The sequence below is a fragment of the Nonomuraea mesophila genome, assembly GCF_004352805.1.
GTDB classification, from domain to species: Bacteria; Actinomycetota; Actinomycetes; order Streptosporangiales; family Streptosporangiaceae; genus Nonomuraea; species Nonomuraea longispora.
Window position 1 is genome coordinate 1 of sequence record NZ_SMLD01000151.1, and the last position, 23025, is coordinate 23025.

The window sequence follows — 23025 nt, forward strand, 5'->3', positions numbered from 1 at the left end:
GGGGTCTGCTGGGCGACGGTGGGGGCCGGGTCGCGGTTGAGGTAGGCGTACACGCCGTACCCGCCGCCGGCCACGAGGACCACCGCGACGGCGGCGACCAGGCTGATGATCAGCGCCTTGTTGGGCTCCTCCGGCGGCGAGCCGTACGGGATGGGGCCGGAGTAGCCGGGCGGGCCGTACGGCGAGACGGGGGCCGTCGGCGGGCCGTATCCGCCTTGGGGATTGCCGCCGCCCGGCACCTGGGAGGCTCCGTAGCCGCCCTGACCGGTCGGCGGCCCGTAGCCGGGCTGCTGGGGGGTGGTCTGTCCGTGCCCCTGCGGTGACTGCCGGCCGTGGCCCGGTTCTTGGCCATGCTGCGCTCCGTGGCCTTGTGCGTCCCATGGTCCCTGCGGGCCGGACTGCGGTTGCGGGGGCTGCGGAGGAAATCCCATCACCCCATTGTGGGGGAATTCATCACTTCTGTACCACCTGACCCGGGAAAACTCCCCGCATGACGCGTCAGACCTGGGTCGGCTCGCGGACCAGGCTCACGCGGACGGCCGAGGGGTCGTCACCGGCGAGGGGGACGGCGAAGACCGCCGTGCGCTCGCGTGCCCCGTAGACGACGAAGCGCAGGCCGTCCTCGTCCCAGGTTTCCTGGACGTCCGTGGTGAGCTGCGCGGACGCCGAGCAGTACGCGGGACTGTGGTAGAGCAGGTGCAGCGAGGTCGCCAGCGGTACGTCCCCCGCAGGGCCGGCGGCGAGGGGGCGGCGCAGCCGTACCAGGAGACGCCGGAAGGGGACGAGCCAGTGGCGGTCCAGTTCCGAGGAGAGGGCCAGCAGCACGGCGGTCTCGGCCAGGGCGAGCGGCACGAGCGGCGGGCCGGCGTCGGCGGGCAGCGCGAGGAGGCTCGCGAGGAGCAGGAACGCCGCGCGGGCGAAGGCCCGCAGGTCCACGGGCCGGGAGTGGGCGCCGAGGCACCCGCACGAGGCGGCGGGCGCCGCGACGTGCGCGTACGTCAGGTACGCGAGGAAGCCGGCGCAGAGCGCCGCGGCGGCCGCGGCCTCCAGCGGAAGGAGGGGTGGGAGCAGGAGCGCGGCGGCCACCGCGAGTTCTGCGAGCGCTACGAGCCGGAACGCGGGGACCGCGCGCGCCGGGCTGACCAGCCGGGCCAGGGCGGTGTGCCCTGCCCCCGCCCGCATCCGCCGGCTGAGCAGTTTCATCAGGCCCGCCCAGACCAGGAAGAGGGCGATCACGTACGGCTGCGACGCGGCGATCCCGTGCATGTGGACGCTCCTAGTGGGGGGAGAAGACGGTGGCGATGTCGACTTCGTTCGTGTCGGGCCGCCAGGCGCCGAGGATCTGCACGTGCTGGCTCACTTTCAGCATCGACAGGTCGGCGGACGGCGGCGCGTCGGAGCGGATCGCGACGGACTTCCCGGCCACGACGTGGCAGAGCACTTCCTTGCCGTGGTGGTCGAGGTGGAGGGTCTGGTCCTTGATGTTCGTGATGTGGCCCTTGATGTTGACGATGTTGAGCCAGACGGACTCGGCGGCGAGCTCGCCGTCCGGCATGCGCACGCCGCGGGCGTAGAGGCCGTCGCCGGGCTTGGCCTGGTCGAACGGTACGGGGCCCAGCTTCCACAGGCTCGTGCCGTCGACGACCCTGATGCGGTGGAACACCGCGTTGGAGCCCAGGACGAGGAGCGTGTTGTCCTTGATCGAGCGAATCCGGCCCTCGGCGAAGTCGGGGTCCGGGGCTCCGGGTTCGAGTTCGGGGCCGGAGGCGGCGAAGGCGGCCTCCGGGCCGAGGGAGCCCAGCGCGGTGGCCGCGACCACGCCGGCCCCGCCGCCGAGCACGGCGGACTTCAGCAGGTCTCTTCTGCTCTTCATCGCCTGCCTCCTATCCGGTCGCGATCTCGCACGGCCGCAGGCCGGTGGAGAGACTGGCGATGCGGCTGTAGGCCGCCGGGGTGAGGTCGATCAGCCGGTTGTTCGCGCAGGTCGAGCCGCAGCAGCTGCGCTCGCCGCAGAACAGGTCGGTCTGCGGGCCGCAGTCGGCGATCGCGGTGACGACGCTGGCGCCGCCGCACAGGGACGTGGTGCGGTGCCTGAACCCGCAGGTTCTGCGGGAGAGGCTGACGCCGCACCTGTCGGGGCGGGTGATCGCCCAGCAGGCGTCGGAGGCGTTGGGCCAGGCGTGCTGCAGGCTTCCCGAGTTGCAGGTGCCGCAGGCGCCCTTTCCTGTGCTGCTGCACGGTCCCCATGCGGTGCCGCAGCAGAACCAGGAGACTTCTCCCTGGACGGGGCCGAGTAAGTCGGCGGGCGGGTCGGTGGACGGGTTACGCGCCATGCGCGTCCTCCTAGGGGGTGGGCTCCGGACGAACCTTGAGGAGGTACTGAAACTTTCCGACTCGATCTATGAGTACCATGTAAGGATTTTTCGTCAATATCCCATTTGAGTCGGTATTCGCCCGGTATGTTGCGCCGCGTCAGTCCCAGGAGCCCGGCCGCGGAGCGGTGGGGCTGAAGACCACCGGCAACGTCTCCAGATTCCGCATCCACAACGACCGCCGCCAGCGCAGCGCCTCCGGCGAGACCGCGAGGTCCACGTCGGGCAGCCGGTCGAGCAGCACCTCGACCGCCGCCTCGGCGATGACCTCGCCGAGCTCCGGCGCGGGATACGGGCAGCTGTACTCGCCGTGCCCGAACGACATGTGGGCCCGGTTCGCGCCGGGTTCGTACTCGTCGGCCGGCTGCACCTGCGGATCGGCGTTGGCGGCGGCCAGGCCGAGCACCAGCAGGTCGCCCTTGCGGATGCGCCGCCCGCCCAGCTCGCAGTCCTGCGTCGCCCAGCGGCCCGGCGCGGTGCGCAGGGGCGGATCGCGCCACAACACCTCGTTCATCGCCTGCCCGACGCTGCTGCGCCCGCCCTGCAAGGTGATCGAGAACCGGTCGTTGACCAGCATGAGCCGGAGCGTGTTGCTGATCCAGCCCGCGGTCGGGGTGTTGGCCACGACGAGCATCACCCCGAGATCCAGGTCCGCCTCCTCGTCGCTGAGCTCCGCCGGATGGGCGATCAGCCGCGAGGCGATGTCGTCGCCCGGGACCTCGCGCTTGGCGGCCATGAGCGTGCTCATCCTGTCGCGCAGCCAGGTGTAGGCGGCGAAGGTCTCGCTGGTGGCGTCGAGCACCACGTTGACGTTGGTGACCACGTCGTCCATGTCGGCCTCGGGCATCCCCATGAGCCGGGCGATGACCTGGGCGGGGATCCGTCTGGCGTACTGGGCGACCAGGTCGGCCTTGCCGTCCCCGGCGAAGCCGTCGATCAGCCGGTCGGACACCTGCTCCGCCAGCATGGCCAGCTCCGTACGGTCGACGCCGTCCATCGCGTCGCCGATCGCCCCCGTACGCCGCTGCCGTTCGGCGCCCTCGGCGAACAGCACGGTCGGCTGCCAGCGGAAGGTCGCCATCAGGGACCCGTCGGCGGGCACGTGCTCCCACACGTTCCAGCGCCTGGAGTCGCGGCCGAACAGGTGCGGCATGCCGAAGATGTGGTGCAGTTCGCGGTAGCCGATCACGAACCACGCGGGTACGCCGTCGTCGAGCAGCACCGGCACCACCGTGCCGTGCTCGCGCCTGAGCCGCTGGTAGAGCTCGTCCGGGTCCTCGTCGAGTGCGGGCCCGTGGAGCGGCACGGCGCGGGCGTGGTCGGGGTAGCCGGACAGCGCGGCGTTCTCCGTCATGACTGGGTCTCCTGGGCGGGGGCGTACCAGGTGGTGAGGTGGCGCAGCAGGGTGACGAGCACGTCCTTGCTCGAGTTCCTGAGCCGGGCGTCGCAGTCGACGAGCGGCACCGAGGGCGGCAGCGACAGCGCATCGCGTACGGCGTCCAGGCCGGGCCCTCGGGTGAACCGGTTGACCGCCACGACGAACGGCATGCGGTGGTGTTCGAGCCGGTCGATGGAATACCACGAGTCCTGCAGCCTGCGGGTGTCCACGAGGACGACCGCGCCGAGGCTGCCCGAGAAGAGCTGGTCCCACACGTACCAGAAGCGCTGCTGTCCTGGCGCGCCGAACAGGTAGAGCACCTTGCTCTCCGTCAGCGTGATCCGGCCGAAGTCGAAGGCCACCGTGGTGGTGGTCTTGCCGCGCACCCGGCGGGTGTCGTCGATGCCGACGCCCGCCTCGGTCATGACCTCCTCGGTGCTGAGCGGGCGGATCTCGCTCACCGCGCCGACCATGGTGGTCTTGCCCACCCCGAAGCCGCCCACGACCACGATCTTCAGCGCGTCCGCGGCGGTCGCCCGCAGCGGCGCGCGCTCAGATGTTCTGGAGGGCAACCAGCACCTCCTTCAGCAGCTCAGGACTCGGGCCGTCGGCCGAGCGCAGCGCGGACGGGTGGCGTACGGTGATCCGTCCCGTGTCCAGCAGGTCGCACAGCAGGATCTTCACCACGCTGACCGGCAGCCGCAGCTGCGCGGACAGCTCCACCACCGCCATCGGCCGCCGCGTCAGCCGGAGGATCTTCACGTGCTCCGACTGCATGCCGGGGGTGGGCTCGCACTCGCCGACGATGAGCGACACCGAGTCGAAGGCGCTCTCGTCGGCGCGGGTCCGTCCCCCTGTGATCATGTAGAGCCGGTCGGGCGCCTCGTCGTCGACGGGCCGCTGCCTCATCTGCTACCGCCGGCCGCCGACCGCGGTGCCGCGCTGAGATAGGTGCCGATCTGCTCGACCAGCTCGTTCATGTTGTGGCCGACCAGGCCGACGTCGGCGTCCTCTCCGGCGACCACGGCCAGGTGGGCGCCCGCGCCCGCCGGCACGATCAGCAGCAGCCCGCCGGGGAACTCCACCATCGCCTGCCCGGACCCGACGGCCGTGCCGAACTCGGCCGACGCGCTCACGGACAGGCTCTGGATCCCGGAGGCCAGCGCGGCGAGCTGGTCGGCGCGGTCCTGGTCGAGCCCCGGGGTGTGGCAGAGCTTGAGCCCGTCCCTGGTCAGGACCAGCACGTGGGCGATGCCGGGAGTCTTCTGCCTGAGGTTGTCCAGCAGCCAGTCGAGGCTTGCGTCCGTGGTGGTCAAGGCGTCCGTTGAGTTCATCGGGAAAGATGGGGGCGCGCGTCCCGCACGTCGGCCCCTGCCTCCTATCTGTGAATCGAAAAGCCGGTCAGGAGTCGGGGGTGCGCCCGCGCCCGCCGGCCTGGCGGAACGCGGCGAGCCTGGCGGCCGGGTCGCGGCCGTCCCGTACGGGCTCGGCGGCCTGGGCGGGTCTGTCTCTGGTGGCTTCGGCGAGGGTCTGGCCGCGGCGCCGCTTGGGCAGCGCCTCCCGGGTCCCGTCCTCGGGTGCCGCGGACGGCGGCCCGGCGACGGGTACGGAGGCGGCAGGCGCAGAGATGGGCACGGTGGCGGGTGCGGCGGGTGGCGCGTCGTCCGGGCGCGGCTGGGTGATCAGGCGGCGCGGGATCAGGACCACGACGCCGGTGCCGCCTCTGGCCGACGGCCGGAAGCTCACCATCAGCCCGTACTTGTCGACCAGGCGGCCCACCACCGCGAGGCCCAGCCTGGTGCCCGACAACATCCGCAGGTCGAGCGGCTCGGACACCAGCTTGGCCGCGCGGTGCCGTTCCCGGGAGCGCATGCCGAGGCCGCTGTCCTCGATGGTGACCACGACGCCGTTGTCCTCTTCCTCGACGTACACGTGGACCTCGGTGCCGTGGGCGGAGAAGGCGGCCGCGTTGTCCATCAGCTCGGCCAGCGTGTGCATGACGCCCTCGGCGGCGTACCCGGCGACCGCGACCGTGCTGGTCGAGTGGAGCCGGACGCGCCGGTAGGCGCCGATGCGGCCCATGGCGCCGCGCAGGACGCTCTCCATCGTGATCGGCCTGGTCCACCTGCGTCCTGAACGGCCGCCGCTGAGCAGGGCGATGTTGTCGGCCAGCCGGCCGAGCTGGGAGACCCGGTGGTCCAGGTCGAGCAGGTCGGCGAAGACGTCCTCCTGGTCGCCGTGGCGCTCCTCCAGTTCGCGCAGGCGGGCCAGCAGGCTGGTCGCCTGGGCCTGGACGCGGGCGGCGGCGCCGGCGCAGGCGCGCATCGCCGCCGTGCCCTTGCGCTCGCCCTCGCCGATCTGCCGCGCCGTCTCGCTCAGCAGCCCGCGCAGGGGGCCGTGCACCGGCTGGCGCACCTCCTGGAGCGCGGCGTCCACCGGCTGGTGGCCCGTCTGTACGCGCTTGACCAGCTCGGGCAGTGCCTCGTCGGCCAGCCTGACGACCTCGGCCTCCAGTGACGCGCCGGCCGCGCGGGCTGCGGCGGCCTCGCGGGCGAGCAGGTCGAGCTCGTGGCCCGCCGCCTTGGCCAGCCGCTGGAGCAGTTCGTCGGACGGCTGCGCGACCTTGGCGAGCGCGTCGACCGTGGGGACGCCCTCGCGCACCTGGCCTCCGAGCTCCGGCAGGGTCTCCTCGGCCAGCCGCAGGATCTCCCGCTCCAGCAGGGCGATGCGCTGCCCGGCCTGGCCCGCCTGTTCACGGAGCACGCCGGTCGCGGCCCGCTGGTGGGCGAGCGCGGCGGCGGCGCAGGACAGCAGGGCCGCCGCCACTCCGCCGACGGCCGCGACGAGGCCCGTGGCACCGGCCGGGGCCAGGGAGATCGCCCAGAGGCAGGCGGGCACCGTGACCGCCAGTCCCCCGAGTAACGCGAGGGCGGCATGGTGCCGCGGGGTGAAGGTTCGCGGAGCGGGGGGACGTGCAAGTGCTGACATTCGGTGGTCCTCAAGGCCGTGACGGCCAGGCGAGCGAGTCGAACCAGGTGTTCCTGCGGGGGGAACGCTGTGTTGCCGCCTCGCGACTGATCGCGTAGCAGGCTGGGGACAAACCGTAGCATCGGCGCACGATTAAGAACAGACAGCAACGCCGTAACCTCACGCCTCACCCGTATCGCCACAAGATCGACTTTTCCGGCGTGGACAGGGTGTTGACGAGGGCGTGCGCAGCGCTTACGTTTCCGGCGATCCCGCGAAATTATCGCCATATATCAGAAAGTTTCGAACCCGCGGGTCACCCCCCAGCATCGCTTCGCATCGGAGGTCGCCGGTGAAGCCCCTCATCATCGCCCTGGCGCTCGTGCTCGCCCTGCCCGCTCCCGCGTCCGCCGGCCCGCGCCCGCCGCGTGACCTGCGGGAACTGGCCCACCAGCAAGGCATCAAGATCGGTAGCGCCGTCAACATCGCCGCCCTGCGCGACGAGGCCGACTACCGCAAGATGCTCAACCACCAGTTCACCCACGTCACCGCCGAGAACGCGATGAAGTGGGAGTCCGTCGAGCCGGAACGCGGCAGGTACACCTGGGCGGACGCGGACGCCCTGGTCCACAACGCCCACCGCAACCGCCAGCGCGTACGCGGCCACACCCTCGTCTGGCACAACCAGCTCCCGGCATGGCTGACGGAAGGCGTCGCCGACGGCTCGATCACCCCGCGCGAGCTGAAGGGGATCCTGCGCGACCACATCACCACCCAGGTCCGCCGCTACAAGGGCAAGATCAGGGCGTGGGACGTGGTCAACGAGGTCGTGGAGGAGGATGGCAGCCTGCGGCAGAGCATCTGGCTGACCCACCTCGGCCCCGGCTACATCGCCGACGCCTTCCGCTGGGCCCACCGCGCAGACCCGCACGCCAAGCTGTACATCAACGACTACAACATCGAGTGGAACGCCCCCAAGATCGAGACCACGTTCTCGCTGGTCAAGGACCTCAAGGCGCAAGGCGTGCCCATCCACGGGGTCGGCTTCCAGGGGCACCTCGGCATCCAGTACGACTACCCGGCCGACTGGGCGAACGTCATGCGCCGCTTCGCCGGCCTCGGCATGGAGATCGCGATCACCGAACTGGACGTGCGCATGGTGCTGCCCGTGACGCCCGAGAAACTGGCCACCCAGGCCGGCTACTACCGCCGGGCGCTCACCGACTGCCTGAGCGTCAAGGCCTGCAAGGAGTTCACCGTCTGGGGCTTCACCGACCGCCACTCGTGGGTGCCGGGATGGTTCGACGGCGAGGGGGCGGCGTGCCTGCTGGACGAGAACCTGGCGCCGAAGCCCGCCTACCGGGCCCTGCTCGGCGTACGGGCGCGGTGACCTGCCCCGTGGCGTACGGGCCTTGATGAGCCTCGATGAGCCTCGATGAGCTGAGCCCGCGCTCGGCCCTGTGAGGCGAGCCGTGCCGGAGCCGCCGGAGGTCGGCGACCTCAGCCCGCGGTGGCTCCGGCCGGTTCGCCCGCCTGGGCGTCGGCCTCGGCCTGGTTGCGCTCGGCGCGCGCCAGGTCGCGGTGACCGGTGGCGAGAACGGCGATGCCGAGCAGGATCGCGCAGCCGCCGATGACGAACGGCACGTGCACGTTGACGTGCTCGGCCAGCTTGCCGGCCGCGAACGGCGCCAGCCCGCCGCCGATGAAACGCACGAACCCGTACGCCGCCGAGGCCACCGGCCGCTCCACGGGCGCGACCATCATCACGGCCTGGGTGGTCAGCGTGTTGTTCACGCCGATGAACACACCCGCGACGATCACCGCGGTGACCAGGACCGGGCGGCTGCCGGTGAAGGCGGCGATGACGAAGACGACGAGGGCGAACAGCGCGAGGTTGCCGTAGAGCGTACGGGCCAGGCCGAACTTCCGCTGCAGCCAGGGCGCGCCCGCCACCGAGAAGATCGCGACCATCAGGCCCCAGCCGGTGAAGACCAGCCCGAGGTGGATGGCGTCCAGTCCCATCGGGAAAGGGGCGTAGCCGAGCACGGTGAAGAAGCCCCAGTTGTAGCAGAGCGCCGTCAGGCTCATGACCAGCAGACCGCGGTGGCGCAGGGCCTTGATCGGGTCGAGGAGCGAGGTCTTTCGCGCAGGTCTGGGTTGCGGGCGTACCAGCAGGATGGTCGCGATCAGGGCGAACGCCATCAGCACCGCGACGCCGTAGAAGGGGCCGCGCCAGCTGATGTGGCCGAGCGCGCCGCCGAGCAGCGGGCCGACGGCGATGCCGAGGCCGAGCGCGGCTTCGTACAGGATGATCGCGCCGGAGAAGCCGCCGCTGGCGGCGGCCACGATGACGGCGAGCGAGGTGGCGACGAACAGCGCGTTGCCGAGACCCCAGCCGGCACGGAAGCCGATGATGCCGCCGATGCTTTCCGAACTGCCGGCGAGCGCGCTGAAGACGACGATCAGCACGAGTCCGGCGATCAGGGTCCACTTGGCGCCGATGCGGCTGGACACCCAGCCGGTGACCAGCATGGCGACCGCCATCACCACGAGGTAGCTGGTGAACAGCAGCGTCACCTGGCTCGGCGAGGCGTTCAGGTCGGCGGAGATCGCGGGCAGGATGGGGTCGACGAGCCCGATACCCATGAAGGAGATGACGCACGCGAACGCCACCGCCCACACGGCCTTGGGCTGGCGGAACGGGCTGCCCGCCGTCGCGTTGGCCTGCGTCACCCGGCGGCTCCCTGGGACGGCGGCGCGGTGTCGAGTGCGCGGGCGGTGAGCCGTTCGAGCGCGGGAAGGGCCGCGGCGATGGCGGCGCGGTCGGCTTCCGAGAGCTCGGCGAGCAGCTCCGCCAGGCGCTTGGCCTGCATGGTGCGCCGCCTGGCCAGCTCCGCCCGCCCGTGCTCGGTGATGGCGACCACCACCACGCGCCCGTCGGCCGGGTCGGCGCGGCGCTCGGCCAGCGCCTCGCGTTCCAGCCGGGAGACGAGCTGGGTCATGGCGGGCTGGGTGACGCCTTCGAGCGTGGCCAGCTCGGTGAGCCGTCGGGAGCCCAGGCGTTCCAGGTTGGCCAAGGTGGAGAGCGCGGTGATCGACAGGTCTCTGGGGACATCGATCAACCGCATCATGGTCCTGACCTGCCCGAGCCCGGCGGCCAGCTCAAGGTGGCTCATGGGTGCGGAATCCATAAGCCCTTTATGTCACTTTCTCATATAAGGCACTTATAGAAGTTGCCGTGCGAACACCGCCACCTTCGCCTCCGGGCCGGTCAGGCGCTCCCAGCCGAGCCGTTCGTACACCCTGATCGCGGCGGAGGCCTGCGGCGAGGTCAGCAGCCAGCAGCGCTCCGCGCCCTCGCACAGCAGGTCGAGGATGCGGCCGGCCAGTCCCTGCCCGCGCGCGTGCGGGCCGACCGCCAGCTCGTCGATCTCCAGGGCGCCGACCAGGCGACGTTCGGTCTCGTCGCCGAGTTCGGCGCGCACCCTGTCGTAGGCGCGGCCGGTGGGGAAGGGGGCGCGCGTGGGCCACGCCGTGCCGAAGCCCATCGGCCTGCCGTCCTGGCCGGCCAGCACCGCGGCGAATCCCGGGCGCTCGGTGTCGGCGGCCAGGCGCCGGGCGAAGTCCGCGACGCCGAACCCGTCCTCGCTCCACGGGGGTTCGCCGAAGGCGACGCCGTAGATCTCCATCATCTCGGCGGCCCTGGCCCGCGCCTGCTCGCCGGTCAGCCGTTCCAGTGTCACCCGCCCCGCCGTCATGGTGTGCGGCCGAGCCCGGCCAGGACGTTGTGGCGGGTGAGGTCCTGGCGGATGACGTCCTCCGGCTCGGCGCACCAGTCGGCCGCCGGGACCATGCCGTCCGCGGCCTCGTCCGGGCCTGTGACCTGAGCTCCGTCGCTCATGGAATCTCACACCTTCATCGGCCTGAAGCTGGGCTGATCATCGTACGGGAGTTGCCCCTGATCGGCATATGTCCGTATCTGTGCTTCACGGTGGGCCGAGCCGGGGACTTGCCAACCTTACTCATCCAAGTTACTTTTTACCTATACAAGTAATCAACAGGGCGGGAGCCATGCCATGACCGGGTCGCCGGTGAAGGGACGCAAGAGAGCCGCGTGGACGCTGGTCGCGCTGGCACCGATATGCGCGGAGATGACGTTCGGCGCACTGCCGCTCGGCATGATGTGGGTGCTGCCGCTGCTCGTGCCGATGTACGGCGCGGGCGTGCTGCTGATCAGGGAGGCGGTGCGGCGCACCGGGGGCGGCTGGCCGAGCCTGCTCGTGCTGGCCCTGGTGTACGAACTGGCCGAGGACGGCATCGGGCTCCAGGCGCTGACCAGTCCCGGTCTCTACGGCGCCGCCGAGTGGGGGCCGCGCGTGCTGGGCATCAACACGACCTACTGGGAGTCGCAGATCGGCTACCACGCCGTGTTCAGCGTGATGGTCCCCATCCTGCTCACGGACCTCCTCCATCCGGCCCACCGCGACCGCCCCTACCTGCGGCGGGGCGGGCTGATCGGCGTCGGCGCCGTCGCGGTGCTCGGCGTGGCCATGTTGCGGGTGCTCATCCCGCCGGTCATGGACCCGGGCTACCAGGCGCCGCTGCCGGCGCTGGCCGCGTTCGTCCTGGCGGGCGTGGTGCTCTCCGTGATCGCCCTGAAGGTGCTTCCCGGACGTACGCCGCCGCCCCCGGCCGGCACGAGCGCGCCGAAGCCCGCCGTCGTGGGTCTGCTGGCCGCGCTCGCCACCGTCGCCTTCCTCGGCCTGCTGATCCCCGTCTTCCCGGTGGGCGCCGGCGGCAGGGGCTGGTGGGCGCTCCCGCCGATGGTCCTGGCCGTCGCCGTCGCCGTCGTCACCGGTCTGCTGCTCCACCGCTGGTCCGCCTCCGGCTGGACGGACGCGCACCGGATCTGGCTGGCCGGGGGCACGCTGGTGGCCCACAGCCTGTTCGGCGCCGCCGTCATGGCGACGACCACCCTCGACCGCGTGGGCCTGACCGGCTTCGCCGTGCTCACGGCGCTGCTGATGGCCCTGCTGGGGCGGCGCGTCGCGCGGCGGCTCGTACCGGTGGGCTGACCCGACCGGCCGGGGTGGTGCCTGCCCCCGCGGCGCCGGTGGCGGACGCGGGACCGCCGACGGGCAGTCCGAGATCCTTCTGCTGCAGAACACCCGCGACCCTGCTACGCCGCTTTCCGGCGCCGTCGCCCTGCGCGAGGCGCTGGGGAAGGAGGCCCGCCTGGTCACGGGGGTGTCGCGCTGCTGACGGGCGCGGCAGTAGGTGCGGATTTTCTGGTGTCACCGGTATGACGAAAAATCCTGACTAGGTGTGCGCGCCGTCGCTAGCATGAGAAGTTCTCGTAGTGTGAACTTGTCTCAGGGTGGCGACCTGGTGGCTGATCTCTGGTTCGGTGTGCTCGGGCCCCTGGACGTACGAGCCCGCGGGCAGAGGATCCCCCTGCACGGCCCCCGACAGGAGAGGGCGCTCGCTGCCCTCCTGCTGAACGCCGGCCACGCGGTGACCGTCGACCGCCTCGTGGACGTCGTGTGGAAGGACCCACCCGCCTCGGCCCGCCGCCAGATCCAGGACCTGGTGTCGAGGCTGCGGCGGGCCCTCGCCGACGCCGGCGCGGACGAAGCCGTCATCACCACCGTACGCGGCGGCTACGTGCTGCGGCCCGGAGCCGGTGAGCTGGACGCGACCGAGTTCGAGCGGCTCGTCGCGGCGGCGCGCGAGAGCGAGCCCGAGTACGCGGCCACCGTCCTGCGCAAGGCACTCGGCCTGTGGCGGGGCGAGCCGCTGAGCGGCGTCGACTGCCCGGCGCTCGCCGGCGACGTACGCACCCTTCAGGAGAAACGGCTGGCGGCCTGGGAGGAGTGGGCGAAGCTCGAACTGGCCGCCCACCGCCACCATGAGGTCATCACCGAGCTGACCGCCCTGGTCGAGCGCTATCCGCTGCGCGAGTCGCTGGTGGCGTCGCTGATGCGCGCCATGGCCGCCGCCGGCCGCGCCGCCGACGCGCTCGACCTCTACCATCGGGCGCGCGAGCAACTCCGCGAGGAGCTGGGTCTCGATCCCGGCACGGAACTGCGAACCCTGTACGAGCACGTCCTGCGAGCCGCCGAGCCCGGCCCGCCCCCCGGTCCGCCATCGGGTCCGCCACCGGCTCCACCACCGGCTCCACCACTGGGTCCACCACTGGGCCCGGTGGTGCCCGAGCCGCCGCCAAGCCCGCAGCCGCCACAGCCGCCACAGCCGCCGTCCCCGCCCGTCGCCGCGTCCCAGCTCCCCATGGACGCCTTCGGCTTCGTCGGCAGGGGCGACGAACTGTCCCGGCTCGACGCCCTGCTGGAGCACGCCGCGCTCCAGCCGACGGCGGTGGCGATGGCCGTCGTGTCGGGCAGTGCGGGCGTCGGCAAGACCACGCTGGTGACGCACTGGGCGCACCGCGTCCGCGAACGCTTCCCCGACGGCCACCTCCACGTGAACCTGCGCGGGTTCGACCCCGGCGGGCCGATGGCGACGCCGGAGGAGGCGGTGCGCGGCTTCCTGTCCGCGCTCGGGGTGCCGCCACAGAGCGTGCCGTCCGGCCTGGACGCGCAGACGGCGCTCTACCGGAGCGTGCTGGCCGGGCGCCGGATGCTGATCGTCCTCGACAACGCCCGCGACGCCGGCCAGGTACGCCCGCTGCTGCCGGGCTCTCCCGGCTGCGTCGTGGTCGTGACCAGCCGCGACCGGCTGCCCGCCCTGGTCGCGAAGGAGGGCGCCCTCGCGCTGCCGCTGGGCCTGCCCACGAGCGGCGAGGCCAGGCAGCTGCTGGCCCGCCAGCTCGGGGACGAGAGGGTCGCCGCCGAGCCGGACACGGTGGACGAGCTCGTCACCAGCTGCGGCCGGCTGCCGCTGGCCCTGTCGATCATCGCCGCCCGCGCGGCCGTGCGGCCCGGCGTGCCCCTGGCGGCCATCGCCGAGGAACTGCGCGAGGCGCCGGGGGTGCTGGACGCGCTCGACGCGGGGGACGCGGCGACCCGGGTCAGGGCGGTGTTCTCGTGGTCGTACCGGATCCTCGACGACGACGCGGCGCGCATGTTCCGCATGCTGGCGGCGCATCGCGGGCCGCGCATCGGCGTGGCGGCCGCCGCGAGCCTGGCCGGCGTTCCCGCACGCGCGGCCCGTACGCTGCTGGAGCGGCTGGCGGGCGCGCACCTCGTCACCGAGGACGCCCCCCGCACGTACACCTTGCACGACCTGATGCGCGCCTACGCGGCAGAGCTGGGCGACCTCCACGACCCGCCCGAGGAGCGGGCGGCCGCCCGCAGCCGCCTGTACGACCACTACATCCACACCGCGGAGCAGGCCGCCAGGCTGCTCGACCCGCACCAGGACATCGCCCATGACGGGCCGCCGCCCGGCGTCCTCACCGAGCAACACGGTGATCAACGCGAGGCGCTGGCGTGGTTCGGCGCGGAGCACACGGCGCTGCTCGCGGCCGTCGAGGACGCGGCGCGCTCGGGTCTGGACGCGCGGGCGTGGCGGTTGGCCATGGTCCTGTACGACTACCTCGACCTGCACTCGCACCTGCACGACCAGGTCACCGTGCAGACGATCGGCCTCGAAGCGGCCTGCCGTCTCGGCGACCGGGCGGGGCAGGCGCACGCCCACCGCCGCCTCGGCTGGGCCCTGCGCCGCCTGGCCCGCCACGACGACGCCCACGCCCACCTGCGCTCGGCCCTCGACCTGTACGAAGCCCTCGACGACCTGCGCAACCGGGCGCACGTCCACGGAAACCTGTCCGGCCTGCTCGAACGGCAGCGCAGGTACGCGGAGGCGCTCGTCCACGCGGAACGCGCGTTGCAGCTCTACACCACGGTCGGCCTGCGGGCCTGGCAGGCTCGGGCGCTCAACGCCGTCGGCTGGCTCCACGGCCTGCTGGGCGACTACGCCAAAAGCCTCAAATGTTGTGGTGAGGCGCTGTGGATGCACGAGGAGTCGGGCGACTGGCGCGGTCAGGCGGCCACCTGGGACAGCCTGGGATTCGCCCACCACCGGCTCGGCTCGCACCAGCAGGCCGTCGCCTGTTTCACCAGGGCACTCGTCCTGCTGCGCCACGTCGGCGACCGGTACGGCCAGGCCGAGACGCTGCTCGTACTCGGCGACGCCCACCAGGCCGTCGGCGAGGCCGGCGAGAGCGTGCGCGCCTGGCGGCAGGCCCGTGACATCTTCGTCGAGCTGAACCACCCCGACGTCGACCGGGCGCTGGCCCGGCTCGACTGACCGGACCGGCCATTCCCCGGCGGTACACCGCGCCTCGAAAGGGTAGGGGGCGGCTTGATCAGGAGCACCCAGGCGTCAGGGATGCTCGCCGCCGTCCGGGGAGAGACATGCCGAGAGTGGACAGGATCGCAGAGCCGTGGGGGACGCGTACGCCGTACGGGCCGGGGGAGCCGTGGCCGGTCAGGGTGGACGAATTCCTGGAGGACGGCGTCCGGGCGGAGGACGTCGACCGCTGGGTGCAGAGCGCGTCCATCCTGCACAGCAACGGCGACGGCCTGGACATCGCAGTCAAGGACGGGCGCATCGTAGGGGTGCGCGGGCGTGCCGGGGACCGCGTCAACCACGGCCGGCTGGGCCCGAAGGACCTCTACGGCTGGCAGGCCGGCAACGCCTCCGACCGGCTCGTCCGCCCGCTGGTCCGCGACGGCGGGAGACTCGTCGAGACCGACTGGGACACGGCGATGGACCGGATCGTCCGGCGTACCAGGGAACTGCTCGACGAGCAGGGCCCGAGCGCGCTCGGCTTCTACACCACCGGCCAGCTGTTCCTGGAGGAGTACTACACCCTCGCGCTCCTCGCGCACGGCGGGCTCGGCACCAACCACGTCGACGGCAACACCCGTCTGTGCACGGCGACGGCCGCGGCGGCGCTGAAGGAGTCGTTCGGCTCCGACGGCCAGCCGGGCTCCTACACCGACGTCGACCACGCCGACGTCATCGCGTTGTACGGCCACAACATGGCCGAGACCCAGACCGTGCTCTGGACCAGGATCCTCGACCGGCTCGCGGGGCCGAACCCGCCCGCCGTCATCTGCGTCGATCCGCGCAGGACGCCGGTCGCGGAGGCGGCCACCGTGCACCTGGCCAACCGCCCCGGCACGAACGTCGCCCTCATGAACGGCATCCTCCACGAGCTCCTCGCCCACGGCTGGATCGACGAGCGGTACATCGAGGACCACGTGGTCGGCTTCGACGAGCTGCGCGAGCGCGTCGAGCAGTACCCGCCGGAGCGGGTGGCGCGCATCTGCGACGTCCCCGAGGAACGGCTCCGCGAGGCCGCCCGGCTGATCGGCACGGCGCGGCGGCTGTTCTCCACCGTGCTGCAGGGCTTCTACCAGGCGCACCAGGCGACGGCCGCGTCCGTCCAGGTCAACAACGTGCACCTCGTACGCGGCATGCTCGGCGAACCCGGCTGCGGCGTGCTGCAGATGAACGGGCAGCCGACCGCCCAGAACACCCGCGAGTGGGGGGCCGACGGCGACCTGCCCGGCTTCCGCAACTGGTCGAACGACGCGCACGTCGCGGAGCTCGCCCGCATCTGGAACGTCGACCCGCTGGACATCCCGCACTATGCGCCGCCCACCCACGCCATGCAGATGCTCCGGTACGTCGAGGAAGGCTCCATCCGGTTCCTCCACGTCACCGGCACGAACCCGGCGGTGTCGCTGCCCGAGCTGGCCCGCGTGCGCTCGATCCTCTCCCAGGACCGGCTCTTCCTGGTCGTGCAGGACATCTTCCTGACCGAGACCGCCCTGCTGGCCGACGTGGTGCTGCCGGCGGCGACGTGGGGTGAGAAGACCGGCACGTTCACGAACGTCGACCGCACCGTCCACCTGTCGGAACGGGCCGTGGACCCGCCCGGCGAGGCCCGTCCCGACCTCGACATCTTCCTCGACTACGCCCGGCGGCTCGGCCTCACGGACAAGGACGGGGCGCCGCTGGTGAAGTGGCACGACGCCGAGGGCGCGTTCGAGGCGTGGAAGGAGTGCAGCCGCGGCCGGCCGTGCGACTACACCGGCCTGTCCTACGCCCGGCTGCGCGGCAGCGGCGGCATCCAGTGGCCGTGCGACGACGAGCATCCCGGCGGCGGCGAGCGGCTCTACGCCGGCGGCCTGTTCTGGAGCGCACCCGACCAGTGCGAGAGCTACGGGCGCGACCTCGTCACCGGCGCGCCCGTCTCCCCGACCGAGTATCGCGCGCTCAACCCGTCGGGCAAGGCCATCATCAAGGCGGCCGCGTACGTCGAGCCGCACGAGCCGCCCGGCGAGGCGTACCCCTTCTGGCTCACCACCGGCCGCACCCTGTACCACTTCCACACCAGGACCAAGACCGCGAGGGCGCCGCAGCTGCAGCGGGCGGCCCCGGAGTCGTGGGTGGAGATGTCCGAGGCCGACGCGCGGCGGTGCGGCTTCGCCGAGGGCGACCTGCTCGCGGTGGAGACGGCCAGGGGAGAGGTGCGCGCCCGCCTGCGCGTCAGCGGCATCCGGGACGGAGTGCTCTTCCTGCCGTTCCACTACGGCTACTGGGACCAGCCCGGCGGTTGCGAGCCGGAGAAGGGCCAGGGCGGCGCCGCCAACGAGCTGACCCTCACCGACTGGGACCCCGCCTCCAAACAGCCGATCTTCAAGACCGCCGCGGCCCGCGTGTCGCGGGCCGAACGGGGGCGGGGCGAGCCGTCGAAGGCCCCCACCACCACGGCCTCCAGACCGGTCACGGCGCCGGGCGACGTGCCGGCCACGCGGGGCGGCACGGACGCGGAGGCCGAGGAGTCCGTCATCACGGCAGGAGGCACGTCATGAAGTTCGACCTCGTACTCCGCGAGCTGCACCGCTCGGAGAACGAACTCGCGCACGTCCTGTTGCGCCTGTCGGAACGGCACAAGGCCGACCACGAGACGTACCACGTGGCGCGTGACCTGGTCGGCTGGTGCCACGATCACGTCCGTGAGCTGGCCCGCGCGGGCAGGGACTACGGGCTGGACCTGGATCCCTCGCCGGCGAGCGACACCACGCTCACGCGGGCCGTGCGCGAGAAGGCCGGCGAGTGGCTGGGGCGCAGGCCCGAGCTCTCGCTGCTGCTGCTCACCGACTTCCGGCACCTCTACCTCGCCGCCGCGGGCGTCTCCCTCGACTGGGAACTGCTCGCCCAGGCCGCCCAGGGGGCGCGGCGCAGGGACCTGCTGGCGCTCGCGCAGCGCTGCCACCCCGAGACCTTGAGACAGATGCGCTGGGCGAACGCCCGGCTGAAGGACTCGGCGACGCAGGCGCTGGTGAGCTGACCGCCACCCGCCCACGGCCCCCTTCCCTGACGAAAGTCAGGGTGCGGACTGGTCTTTCGGGCATGTGGGCCGCGGCGCCGTGCTTCCTACGCTGCTCCGCATGAACAGTCTCACCCGCGTCGCCGCGGCCGCCTTGCTCACCCTGACCCTGCCGACGGCGGTGCCCCCGCCTGCCGCGGCGGCCCCCGCGGAGGGGCGCATCGCGATCCCCGCCCCCACAGGCCACCACAAGGTCGGCAGGGACGTGCTGCACCTCGTCGACCGCGGGCGCCGCGACCCGTGGAAGCCCCGGGCGGGCGCGCGGGAGCTGATGGTGTCGGTGTACTACCCGGCCCGCGGCGGCGGGAGCGCCGCCCCGTACATGAGCGCCGGCGAGGCCCGGCTCCTGCTCAAGGGCCTGAAGCTCGACACCCGCTTCGAGCTGGGGCAGCTCGCCGGCGTCCGTACGAACGCCCGCGCCGGCGCCCGTCCCCTCGGCGGCCGTCATCCCCTGGTGGTGCTCTCCCCGGGGTTCACGCTCAACCGCGCCACCCTGACCACGCTGGCCGAGGACCTCGCCTCGAAGGGGTACGTCGTCGCGGTCGTGGACCACGCCTACGAGTCGTACGGCACCGCCTTCCCCGGCGGGCGGCTGCTGACCTGCGTCGCGTGCGAGAAGGCGGAGAGCGCCCCGTCCGAGGCGGCGAGCAGAAAGCTGCTGGCCAAGGCCGCCGCCGGCCGGGCGGCGGACCTGTCCTTCGTCATCGACCGGCTGACTCATGGCGCGTGGAAACGGTCGATCGACCCGCGGCGGATCGGCGCCGCCGGTCACTCGCTCGGCGGCAACGCGGCGGCGAGCGTCATGGCCCGGGACCGCCGGGTGCGCGGCGGGGTGAACATGGACGGCACGTTCTTCGCGCCGGTGCCGAAGCGAGGGCTGGGCGGGCGGCCGTTCCTCATGCTCGGCACCGAGTCCCTGCACTCGCCCGGCGGCGACGACACGAGCTGGCCGCGGGACTGGCGGCGCCTGGACGGCTGGAAACGCTGGCTGACCGTGGCGGGCTCCGGCCACTTCACCTTCATCGACATGCCGATCCTGGGCGGCCAGGTCGGCATGACCGACCCCTCCGTGCCGCTGCCGGGCGACCGTTCGGGTGAGATCACGACGGCGTACGTGGGCGCCTTCTTCGACCGGCACCTGCGCGGGAAGCGCCCGTCGCTGCTCGACGGCCCGTCCGATGCCAATCCCGAGGTCGCCTTCCACGATCCTTCCTGAGGCGCCTCAGGATTGTCGCGCGCCCGCGATGACCAGGGCGGCGGTGTGCCGCAGGAAGTCGTCGGTGAGGGACCGGCCGAGCATGAGCCGGCGGAAGTACAGCGGGCCTGCGGCGGCCTGGACGAGGAAGTCCGGATCAACGCCGGCCGGCAGGTCGCCGCGCTCCACCGCCCGTACGAAGATCTCCCGCGACAGGCGGAACCGGGCGGGCCAGATCTTGTCGAGGACCTGGCGTAGCCCGTCGTTGTCGGCCGTGCGCGGGCCGGTCTCACTGATCAGGGCGGCGATCCACGGACTGTCGAAGCCGCGGCGGACCTCGCGCAGGAAGGCGAGCAGGTCCTCGAACAGGTCGCCGGTGTCGGCAGGAGGCGAGACCTCGACCTGCCGGGCCGTGAAGGCGGCGGCGACCAGGCTCGGTTTGTCGCCCCAGCGCCGGTAGATCGTCGCCCGGTTGACCCCTGCCCGCTCGGCCACCGTCTCGATGCGCAGCGCGGCGTAGCCGACCTCGCCGAGCTCGGCGATCGTGGCGTCGAAGACCGCCTGCGCGGTGCGGGCGGTGCGTCCCCCGGGCCGCTTGGTCGCCGCATCGGCATGAAGCCGTTCGGCCTGGTCGGCGGGCTTGTCGGGCATGCGGGAAAGCTATCAAACGCATCAGCTTGTTGCAATAAGCCGCGCCCGCTGTTAGCTTGCTAACGCGACAGACTGTCGCATCTACTGCGGGAGGAGCAGCATGATCTACCACCAGATCAGGATGTCGATCCGGAAGGACGCGCCCGAAGCCGAGGTCGAGCGGGGGTTGGAGACACTCCGGCAGCTCGGCCGCGAGCTGGACGTCGTCGAGTTCTGGGCCGTGGGACGGGACGTGGGCGGTGAGTTCCACTACGGCGCGATGTACGCGCTCAAGGACCTGGACGCCTACCGCACCTACCTGCACGCGCCCCTGCACCGGAAGGTCGACGAGATCGGTCTGCCGCTCGTGGACAACATGGTCTCGATGGACCTCACGGACGACGAGGACCCCGCCATCGGCGACAGGATCGCCCAGCTGCACGCCGAGCGTTTCGCCGGAGACCCGGCCCTCGCCGACCTCATCGACGGTCTCGGCTCCTACCAGGGCAGCGGCACCGACCGCGGTTGACGCGAGCGGCCGTCCCGCAGCCGCGCGCGGACGGCGGCGTGGTCGCCGCTCATGGCCGCCCGCCGCCGCCGGAGGGTGCCCGCCGCTCATGGCCGCCCGCCGAGGGGCACTCGCCGTGCCACGATCCTGCGGTGGGTGATCCGCCAGCCGCGGCTCCCACGGGTGAGGGTGTCCTCGTAGGTCGCGCTGCCGCACGTGCCGTCGGCCATGATGCCGATGCCCTTGGTCGCACGGCGCGCGGGGGTGGGTAACGCCACCCTCTACCGTCATATCTCCACGCGCGGCGACCTGCTCGCCTTGGCCGTGAGCGGTCCCGCCCGCGCGCGGCGCCTTCCGGGCCTCCTGCGGCGCGGCCTTCAGGCGTAGCCGCCGCATGCGCACGGCCACGGGACGACGTACGCTGGAGGTGCGCGCTCAGGACGCCACCGGTCCGCGGAAAGGGCCAAGCCCACCTGACGGTCACCGTACGACCCCGGCCCGACCTCTTTTCCGGCCTGACCATGCGGACACCAGGCCAGACGGAAAGGAGGCCATCGTGCCCATCCACCGCCTGCCCGACCATCCCCGCATCGACCGGCTCCGCAAGCAGGCCAAGACCCTCCTCCAGCAGGTGAGGGCGGGGGTCCCCGAGGCGTGCGGGCTCGTCGCGGAGTTCCATCCCCGCCCGCCGCTGACCTCGCGGCTGGCCGACGCGCAGCTCGTCACCGCCCGCATGTACGGCTTCGCCAGTTGGCCGAGGCTCAAGGAGCACCTCGGCACCATCGAGCGTTACACCCGCTCGCCGCACCGGATCGCGCCGCGCGAGGACCCTAGGGAGGAGTTCCTGCGGGTCGCCTGCCTCACGTACGGCCCGGACGACCGGGGCAAGGCCGGCCCGCTGCCCGCCCGGGACCCCCGCCTGTCCACCGCGAACGTCTTCACCATGGCCGCCACCGGCTCGGCCGGCGCCCTGGCCGAGGTGCTGGCCGCGGACCCCGGCCTCGCCCGCACGCAGGGAGGCCCCTTCGGGTGGGAGCCGCTGCTGTACCTCGCCTACGCGCGCCTCGACCCGCCCGGCCGGCCCGTGGAGGCGGCCAGGCTCCTCCTCGACCACGGTGCCGACCCCGACGCCGGATTCCTCTGGGACGGGCTGACCATCCCGTTCACCGCGCTCACCGGCGCGTTCGGCGGCGGGGAGGGCGACCAGCCGCCGCACCCGAGCGGTCCGGAACTGGCCAGGGTGCTCCTGGAGGCGGGAGCCGACCCGAACGACGGCCAGACCCTCTACAACCGCGGGCTCGGCGGCTCCTTCACCGACGACACCGCCCACCTGGAGCTGCTGCTGGAGTACGGCCTGGGGCGCGGGGACGGCGGGCCCTGGCACGTACGGCTGGGGCCGACGCTGCCGTCGCCGCGGCAGCTCATGCGCGACGAACTCGCCACCGCCGCGCTGCGGGGCGGCCCGCGTCGGGTTCGGCTGCTCCTGGCGCACGGTGCCGAGGTGGACGGGCTCGGCGGGCATCCGGTGTTCGGGGGGCGTACGCCGTACGCGCTGGCCGCGCTGCACGGGCACACCGAGGTCGCGCGGCTCCTCGCCGCGGCGGGCGCCGTGACCGAACTCGACCGTACGGACACCTTCACCGCCGCCTGCATGCGCGCCGACGCGGGCGCGGTGGCCGCGTGCGGCCAGGAAGCGCTGGCCGAGGCGCTCGACCGCAGCCCCGACCTGATCAACCGGGCGGCCGAGCAACGCAGACCCGCGGCGGTACGCCTGCTGGCGGGCCTCGGCTTCGACGTCGACCACCTGCGTCGCGCCACCCCGCTGCACGCGGCGGCCTGGAACGACGACGTCGAGACCGCCACGGTGCTCGTCGAACTCGGGGCCGACGTCACGATCAGGGACACCCAACACGACGCGACCCCGCTCGGCTGGGCCGAACACGGCGGCAGGCAGGGCGTGGCGGCGTACCTGCGGAGCGCGGCACCACCCGGCCGCTGACCGGCGGCACCACCCGGCCGCTGATCCGCGGCACCACCCGGCCGCGGACCGGCGGCACCTCGGCGGAACGGCTACCCGGGCCGGCCGCCGAGGGCCGCTGTGGCGCAGCAGACCCCGGCGGCCACGACCGCCGCCGTCAGCACGACCGCCGCGCTCCAGCCGCCGACCTCGACCACCCACAGGTACGCCGGCGCCCCGAGCAGCGTGCCGAGACTGCCCAGCTGCGTCACCGCCCCCACACCCCAGGAGATCCGATCGCCGGTCACCGCCGGAAGGGCCGCGAACACCGCCGAGACGGCCAGCCCGTTGACCGCCAGCACCGCCGCCGCGCAGACGGCCGCCACCGCCACCGGCGTTGTCAGGAAGACACCGGCCGTCAACGGGATCATGAGCAGCGCGGCCATGATCAACCGGGCCGGCCGCACCCCGGCGGGCAGCGCCACCCCGGCCACCAGGCTGCCCACCACGCCGGCCGCCGACACCATCCCGGCCAGCACGCTCGCCTCCGACCCGGGCACGTCCCCCTCGCCCGCCAGGTACGCAGGCAGCACGGTCACGACACTCACCCCGACCAGCGCCACCATCCCGAACCCGGCCGCCAGCCCACCAAC

23 protein-coding genes and 2 pseudogenes are annotated in these 23025 nt (G+C 72.6%); 9 read left to right on the forward strand and 16 right to left on the reverse strand.

Annotated features, from left to right (window positions below):
- From E1295_RS37330 to E1295_RS37370, 9 genes and pseudogenes are all read right to left on the reverse strand, one after another.
- Positions 1-431, reverse strand: a pseudogene (locus E1295_RS37330) (hypothetical protein); the annotation flags it as partial.
- A gap of 67 nt (positions 432-498) precedes the next feature.
- Positions 499-1266 carry a MauE/DoxX family redox-associated membrane protein gene (locus E1295_RS37335; protein ID WP_132638176.1) on the reverse strand — a complete coding sequence of 256 codons (768 nt, stop codon included), beginning with the start codon at positions 1264-1266 and terminating at the stop codon, positions 499-501.
- Positions 1267-1276: 10 nt separating this feature from the next.
- A complete protein-coding gene (locus E1295_RS37340; protein ID WP_132638178.1) occupies positions 1277-1873 on the reverse strand; it encodes a cell wall protein in 597 nt (198 codons plus the stop codon).
- Positions 1874-1883: 10 nt separating this feature from the next.
- On the reverse strand, positions 1884-2333 hold the full coding sequence (locus E1295_RS37345; protein ID WP_132638180.1) for an RlpA-like double-psi beta-barrel domain-containing protein: 450 nt from the start codon (positions 2331-2333) through the stop codon (positions 1884-1886).
- 139 nt (positions 2334-2472) lie between these two features.
- Positions 2473-3726, reverse strand: coding sequence for a cytochrome P450 (locus E1295_RS37350; RefSeq protein WP_132638182.1), 1254 nt, complete (start codon positions 3724-3726; stop codon positions 2473-2475).
- On the reverse strand, positions 3723-4322 hold the full coding sequence (locus E1295_RS37355) for a GTP-binding protein (protein ID WP_132638184.1): 600 nt from the start codon (positions 4320-4322) through the stop codon (positions 3723-3725). The genes E1295_RS37350 and E1295_RS37355 overlap by 4 nt, the downstream gene beginning before the upstream one ends.
- Entirely contained in the window at positions 4303-4659 is a 357-nt protein-coding gene (locus E1295_RS37360) for a DUF742 domain-containing protein (protein WP_132638186.1), read from the reverse strand. Before E1295_RS37360 ends, E1295_RS37355 begins: the two co-directional genes overlap by 20 nt.
- A complete protein-coding gene (locus E1295_RS37365; protein ID WP_132638188.1) occupies positions 4656-5066 on the reverse strand; it encodes a roadblock/LC7 domain-containing protein in 411 nt (136 codons plus the stop codon). Before E1295_RS37365 ends, E1295_RS37360 begins: the two co-directional genes overlap by 4 nt.
- A gap of 85 nt (positions 5067-5151) precedes the next feature.
- Complete coding sequence (locus E1295_RS37370) at positions 5152-6738, reverse strand: sensor histidine kinase (protein ID WP_132638190.1); 1587 nt, start codon at positions 6736-6738, stop codon at positions 5152-5154.
- A 331-nt stretch (positions 6739-7069) separates the two neighbouring features.
- Between E1295_RS37370 and E1295_RS37375 the strand changes: the two genes are divergently transcribed.
- Positions 7070-8107: an endo-1,4-beta-xylanase gene (locus E1295_RS37375; RefSeq protein WP_181958104.1), complete on the forward strand. Its 1038-nt coding sequence runs from the start codon at positions 7070-7072 to the stop codon at positions 8105-8107.
- 110 nt (positions 8108-8217) lie between these two features.
- On the opposite strand, the gene E1295_RS37380 is transcribed toward E1295_RS37375, so the two are convergent.
- Genes E1295_RS37380 through E1295_RS49300 form a run of 4 tightly spaced genes read right to left on the reverse strand, consistent with a single transcriptional unit; the run spans position 8218 to position 10618 of the window.
- On the reverse strand, positions 8218-9450 hold the full coding sequence (locus E1295_RS37380) for an MFS transporter (protein WP_132638192.1): 1233 nt from the start codon (positions 9448-9450) through the stop codon (positions 8218-8220).
- Entirely contained in the window at positions 9447-9893 is a 447-nt protein-coding gene (locus tag E1295_RS37385; RefSeq protein WP_132638194.1) for a MarR family winged helix-turn-helix transcriptional regulator, read from the reverse strand. Before E1295_RS37385 ends, E1295_RS37380 begins: the two co-directional genes overlap by 4 nt.
- Before the next feature lie 48 nt (positions 9894-9941).
- Entirely contained in the window at positions 9942-10460 is a 519-nt protein-coding gene (locus E1295_RS37390) for a GNAT family N-acetyltransferase (protein WP_166427599.1), read from the reverse strand.
- A gap of 11 nt (positions 10461-10471) precedes the next feature.
- Positions 10472-10618, reverse strand: coding sequence for a hypothetical protein (locus tag E1295_RS49300; RefSeq protein ID WP_166427600.1), 147 nt, complete (start codon positions 10616-10618; stop codon positions 10472-10474).
- Positions 10619-10793: 175 nt separating this feature from the next.
- Between E1295_RS49300 and E1295_RS37395 the strand changes: the two genes are divergently transcribed.
- The 6 genes and pseudogenes from E1295_RS37395 to E1295_RS37420 all read left to right on the forward strand — a co-directional run bounded on the left by E1295_RS37395 (position 10794) and on the right by E1295_RS37420 (position 19298).
- Entirely contained in the window at positions 10794-11792 is a 999-nt protein-coding gene (locus E1295_RS37395; protein ID WP_132638198.1) for a hypothetical protein, read from the forward strand.
- 64 nt (positions 11793-11856) lie between these two features.
- Positions 11857-11979: pseudogene (locus tag E1295_RS37400) on the forward strand (alpha/beta hydrolase); the annotation flags it as partial.
- 126 nt (positions 11980-12105) lie between these two features.
- On the forward strand, positions 12106-14985 hold the full coding sequence (locus E1295_RS37405; RefSeq protein ID WP_166427601.1) for an AfsR/SARP family transcriptional regulator: 2880 nt from the start codon (positions 12106-12108) through the stop codon (positions 14983-14985).
- A gap of 107 nt (positions 14986-15092) precedes the next feature.
- The gene (locus tag E1295_RS37410) at positions 15093-17564 is read left to right on the forward strand and encodes a molybdopterin oxidoreductase family protein (RefSeq protein ID WP_132638202.1); all 2472 of its coding nucleotides are present in this window, start codon (positions 15093-15095) and stop codon (positions 17562-17564) included.
- Positions 17561-18043, forward strand: a complete 483-nt coding sequence (locus E1295_RS37415; protein WP_132638204.1) for a hypothetical protein — start codon at positions 17561-17563, stop codon at positions 18041-18043. Before E1295_RS37410 ends, E1295_RS37415 begins: the two co-directional genes overlap by 4 nt.
- A gap of 100 nt (positions 18044-18143) precedes the next feature.
- Positions 18144-19298, forward strand: coding sequence for an alpha/beta hydrolase family protein (locus tag E1295_RS37420; RefSeq protein ID WP_132638206.1), 1155 nt, complete (start codon positions 18144-18146; stop codon positions 19296-19298).
- A gap of 6 nt (positions 19299-19304) precedes the next feature.
- On the opposite strand, the gene E1295_RS37425 is transcribed toward E1295_RS37420, so the two are convergent.
- The gene (locus tag E1295_RS37425; protein ID WP_132638209.1) at positions 19305-19928 is read right to left on the reverse strand and encodes a TetR/AcrR family transcriptional regulator; all 624 of its coding nucleotides are present in this window, start codon (positions 19926-19928) and stop codon (positions 19305-19307) included.
- 100 nt (positions 19929-20028) lie between these two features.
- Here E1295_RS37425 and E1295_RS37430 point away from each other — a divergent pair, with 100 nt between their 5' ends.
- Positions 20029-20436, forward strand: coding sequence for a Dabb family protein (locus E1295_RS37430; protein WP_132638211.1), 408 nt, complete (start codon positions 20029-20031; stop codon positions 20434-20436).
- Between the two features lie 86 nt (positions 20437-20522).
- Here E1295_RS37430 and E1295_RS37435 read toward each other — a convergent pair whose 3' ends face one another.
- A complete protein-coding gene (locus E1295_RS37435; RefSeq protein WP_181958105.1) occupies positions 20523-20693 on the reverse strand; it encodes a hypothetical protein in 171 nt (56 codons plus the stop codon).
- A 278-nt stretch (positions 20694-20971) separates the two neighbouring features.
- On the opposite strand from E1295_RS37435, the gene E1295_RS37445 reads away from it, so the two are divergent.
- On the forward strand, positions 20972-22414 hold the full coding sequence (locus E1295_RS37445) for an ankyrin repeat domain-containing protein (RefSeq protein WP_132638214.1): 1443 nt from the start codon (positions 20972-20974) through the stop codon (positions 22412-22414).
- Between the two features lie 71 nt (positions 22415-22485).
- On the opposite strand, the gene E1295_RS49305 is transcribed toward E1295_RS37445, so the two are convergent.
- On the reverse strand, positions 22486-23025 hold a 540-nt coding region (locus E1295_RS49305), incomplete at its 5' end, for a hypothetical protein (protein ID WP_220449088.1).